2 protein-coding genes and 1 pseudogene are annotated in these 4,781 nt (G+C 67.4%); 2 read left to right on the top strand and 1 reads right to left on the bottom strand.

Annotated elements, in window-relative coordinates; translation table 11 throughout:
• The first annotated feature begins 161 nt into the window (after positions 1-161).
• Both R1101_RS0116060 and R1101_RS0116055 read left to right on the top strand, forming a co-directional pair.
• Positions 162-2,579, top strand: a complete 2,418-nt coding sequence (locus R1101_RS0116060) for a glycoside hydrolase family 65 protein (RefSeq protein ID WP_026003344.1) — start codon at positions 162-164, stop codon at positions 2,577-2,579.
• Between the two features lie 15 nt (positions 2,580-2,594).
• On the top strand, positions 2,595-3,359 hold the full coding sequence (locus R1101_RS0116055; protein ID WP_016934401.1) for an HAD family hydrolase: 765 nt from the start codon (positions 2,595-2,597) through the stop codon (positions 3,357-3,359).
• 3 nt (positions 3,360-3,362) lie between these two features.
• On the opposite strand, the pseudogene R1101_RS0116050 reads toward R1101_RS0116055, so the two are convergent.
• A pseudogene (locus R1101_RS0116050) lies at positions 3,363-4,781 on the bottom strand (phosphoketolase family protein); the annotation flags it as partial.

Below are 4,781 nucleotides of genomic sequence, written 5' to 3'. Positions count from 1 at the left end.
CGACCCGGGAGATGGCCGGTCGCCGCACCGACGCCGAGTTCGTGCTGGCCTCCGTCGACGACGTCGAACGCTTCCTGTCGGCCCGTGGGTAGATGACAGCGCCGCCGGGTGAGAGCACCGCCGGACAGTACGTGCCGACTACGACCCGCCAGGAGGCTCGCGTGTACGACCCGGAGTTCACGCTCGACTACGACGGTTTCGATCCCGACGACGAACGCCTGCGCGAGGCCCTGACGTCGACGGGAAACGGCTACTTCTGCTCGCGGGGCACCGCCGAGTGGGAGGACATGGGCGAGGCCCACTATCCGGGGACGTACGCGCACCGCTGCTACAACCGCGAGACCACCATCATGGGCGGGAGCCCGGTCCTCAACGAGGATCTGGTCAATCTCCCGAACTGGCTCGTGCTGAAGCTGCGCATCGACGGTGGGGAGGCGATCCGCCTGGCGCAGGTGGAGATCCTGGCGTACCGGCACATCTACGACATCCGCACGGCCACCGTCGCCCGCGAGCTCCGGTTCCGTGATCGGCACGGCCGCGAGACCTCGCTGCGCAGCAGGCGTTTCGTGAGCATGGAACATCCGAACCAGGGCGCGCTCGAATGGTCGCTGACCCCGGAGAACTGGTCGGGGCGGGTCGAGATCGTCACCGCCCTCGATGGGCGGGTCTCCAACCGCGCTGTGGCCCGCTACCGCGATCTCGAGGCCCGGCACCTCGATCCGGTCTCGCCGCGCACCTACGGTCCCGAGACGATCGCCTTGAAAGTGCAGATCCGCCAGTCCGACACCTATATCGCCCAGGCCGCACGGACCCGGGTGTTCCGGGAAGGTTCGGAAGGGGCGATGCTCGTCGATCGGGATCTGTACCAGATGGAGGACTACATCCAGCAGGTGCTCTCGTTCGACATCGCCGCGGGGTCGACGGTGCGGATCGAGAAGATGGTGGCGATGTTCACCTCCCGCGACGACGCGATCACCGAACCCCTCGCCTCGGCGGGCCGACACGTGCTGCGTTATCCGGATTTCGCCAAGGCGTACGACGAGCACGTCGCGGCCTGGGACGAGTTGTGGGACATCTGCGACATCCGGCTGCCGCGGGAGCCGCGGGCGCAGTTGCTGCTCCGCCTGCACGTCTCGCATGTGCTGCAGGTCTGTTCGCGACACACCTCACGTCTCGACGCCGGGGTGCCGGCGCGCGGACTCAACGGCGAGGCCTATCGCGGGCACGTGTTCTGGGACGAGATGTTCGTCTATCCCTTCCTGAACATGCGGGTCCCCGAGATCACGAAAGGGCTGATCCTCTACCGCTACCGGCGGCTCGGTGAGGCACAGGCCGCGGCGAGCGAGGCCGGTTACCGGGGCGCGATGTTCCCCTGGCAGAGCGGCAGCGACGGCACGGAGGAGACGCAGACGGTGCATCTCAATCCGATGTCGGGGCAGTGGGATCCGGATCTGAGCCGCAACCAGCGGCACGTCAGTGCCGCGATCTTCTACAACGTGTGGCACTACTACCGGGCCACCGACGACGTCGACTTCCTCGCCGACTACGGCGCCGAGATGATGCTCGAGATCGCCCGTTTCTGGGCGTCGATCGCGCACTACAATCCCGACCGGGATCGCTACGAGATCCACGGGGTGATGGGCCCGGACGAATTCCACGAACGGTATCCGGGTGCCCACGAGGCCGGCCTGCGCAACAATGCGTACACGAACGTGATGGCCGCGTGGATCGCGGCGCGGGCCCTCGACGTCTTCGAGGTGCTTTCGAAGAGCCGGCGCACCGCGCTGCGGGCCCGGCTGCGCGTCAGCGACGCGGAACTGCGCACCTGGTCGGAGATGAGTCGCAAGATGTTCGTGCCCTATCACGACGGGGTGATCAGCCAGTTCGAAGGTTACGAGGACCTCGAGGAACTCGACTGGGAGCACTACCGCACCGAGTACGGCAACATCGGGCGGATGGACCGCATCCTGCGCGCCGAGGGACGCGACCCGGATGCCTACAAGGTCGCCAAACAGGCCGACACGGTGATGTTGTTCTTCCTGTTCGACGACGCCGAACTGCGGCAGGTGTTCGAGCGACTCGGCTGTCCCTACGATCGCGATCTGGTGCGCCGCACCGTCGACTACTACGACCGGCGCACCTCGCACGGTTCGACGCTCAGTCACGTGACGTTCGCCGGTGTACTCGCCACCTTCGATCCACAGTCGTCGTGGCTGCGGTTCAAGCTCGCGCTCGAGAGCGACGTGAGCGACCTGCAGGGCGGCACCACCAAGGAGGGCATCCACATGGGGGTCATGGGCGGCACCCTCGATCTGGTGCAGCGCTATTACGTCGGTGCCCGCGCCTACGGCGACGTACTCGTCTTCCGGCCCAAGTTGATCTCGCACCTCGACGGGGTGTCCTACTCCATGCGGTATCGCGGCACTCCCCTGCGGGTGCGGATCGACGGCGACAAATTGTCGGTGCGCGCCGAGACGGAGGGTTTCCGGGTTCCGGTGCGGATCGCGGTCGAGGGTGAACTCGTCGAGCTCGGCCCGGGCGACTCGCACGAGTTCCGGCTCGCCGCCGTCCCGGCCTGACCACAGGAGGACATCGTGGCCGAGACACGGTCGAGATTCCGCGCGGTGATCTTCGACGTCGACGGGGTGCTCGTCGACTCACCGCACGAGACGGCTTGGCGGGAAGCACTGGCGGAGTTGATGACCGGTGACTGGAAGGATCTGCGACCCGGGACCTCCTGGAAGGAGGACGCATTCACCGCCGCCGTGTACCGGCAGGTGCTGTCGGGCCGGCCGCGGATGGACGGTGCCCGCGCCGCCCTCGAACACTTCGCGGTACCGGACGCCGACCGCCGTGCCGTCGAGTACGCCGACCGCAAACAGGCCCGGTTGCTGCAGCTGATCGACGAACGGCGATTCCACGCCTACGACGACGGGGTGCGCTTCGTCGCCGCGGTGCAGGCTGCGGGCATCGCGGTGGCAGCCGCGTCGTCATCGAGGAACGCCGCTCTGTTTCTGCGGGCGATCCCCGCCCACGACCGGCCGGGCGAGACGCTGCTCGACCGGTTCGACGCGGATCTGTCGGGACGCCCGGTCGCCCACGGCAAACCCGACCCGGACTTGTTCCTCACCGCCGCGAGCGAACTCGACGTGCCCGCCGCCGAGTGCGTGGTGGTCGAGGACGCGATCAGCGGGGTGCAGGCGGCGAAGGCCGGCGGCATGTGGGCGCTCGGGGTAGCGCGCTTCGGCGACACCGACGACCTCGAGGACGCCGGCGCCGATCTGGTGGTCACCTCCCTCGACGAGGTCGATCTCGACGCCTTCACCGCCGGTCGGCTCACCCGCCGCGGCGCGGTGTGACGTTCAGTCGATTCCGACCCCTTGCCAGTGCCAGTCGGTGATCACCGGCATGTCCTCACCGTGGGTGCGCACGTAGCGGGTGTGTTCGGCGAGGATGTTCTCGAGTTCGTCACGGGCGTGCCCGGCGATCGGCCGGATCCTCTCGACGCGGTCCAGGACGTCGAGGGCGAGGTGGTAGCGGTCGATGCGGTTGAGCACGCACATGTCGAACGGCGTGGTGGTGGTGCCCTCCTCGATGTATCCGTGGACGTGGAAGTTCTCGTGGTTGGTGCGCCGGTAGACGAGGCGGTGGATCAGCCACGGATAACCGTGGTAGGCGAAGACCACCGGCCTGTCGGTGGTGAACAACGCGTCGAAGTGCGCGTCGGGCAGGCCGTGCGGATGCGTCCGATCGTCCTGCAAGCGCATGAGGTCGACGACGTTGACCACCCGGATCCGCAGGTCGGGAAAGCGGCGGTGCAGGATGTCGACGGCCGCAAGGGTTTCCGTCGTGGGGATGTCCCCGGCGCAGGCGAGCACCACATCCGGCTCGGCGTCCCGGTCGGTCGAGGCCCACTGCCAGATTCCGATACCCTTGCGGCAGTGGGTCATCGCGTCGTCGATGTCGAGAAACTGCACGGCAGGTTGCTTACCCGCGACGATCACGTTGATGTATTGGCGGGTGCGCAGGCAATGGTCGGCCACCGAGAGCAGGGTGTTGGCGTCCGGCGGCAGATACACGCGCACCACCTCGGGTTTCTTGTTGACGACGTGGTCGATGAAACCGGGATCCTGGTGCGAGAAGCCGTTGTGATCCTGTCGCCACACGTGTGAGGTGAGCAGATAGTTCAGCGACGGAATCGGCCGGCGCCACCGGATGCGGTTGGTGGTGAGCAGCCATTTCGCGTGCTGGTTGACCATCGAGTCGACCAGATGCGCGAAAGCCTCGTAGCTGGAGAACAATCCGTGCCGTCCGGTGAGCAGGTAGCCCTCGAGCCAGCCCTGACAGGTGTGTTCGGACAGGATCTCCATGACCCGGCCGTCGGGGGCGAGACGGTCGTCGCCCGGGTCGATGCGTGCGTTCCAGGTGCGGTCGGTGGCGTCGAGGACGGCGTCGAGGCGGTTGGAGTTGTTCTCGTCCGGGGCGAACACCCGGAAGTTCTCGTCGTTGCGCCGCATGATGTCGCGCAGGAAGGTGCCGAGGACTCGGGTGGCTTCGGCGGTGGCGGTGGCCGGTTCGGGGACGTCGACGGCGTAGTCGCGGAAGTCGGGCAGGACCAGATCGCGCAGCACCGCTCCCCCGTTGGTGTGGGGGTTGGCGCTCATCCGCCGGGTGCCGCGCGGTGCCAGATCGCGCAGGGCCGCGACGGGAGCGCCGTCGTCGTCGAACAACTCGTGGGGCCGATAGCTGCGCAGCCAGGCTTCGAGATCACGGCGGTGGTG

The sequence above is a fragment of the Rhodococcus sp. R1101 genome, assembly GCF_000278445.1.
Taxonomy (GTDB): Bacteria; Actinomycetota; Actinomycetes; order Mycobacteriales; family Mycobacteriaceae; genus Rhodococcus; species Rhodococcus gordoniae.
This window is presented reverse-complemented; position numbering and strand designations above follow the sequence as displayed.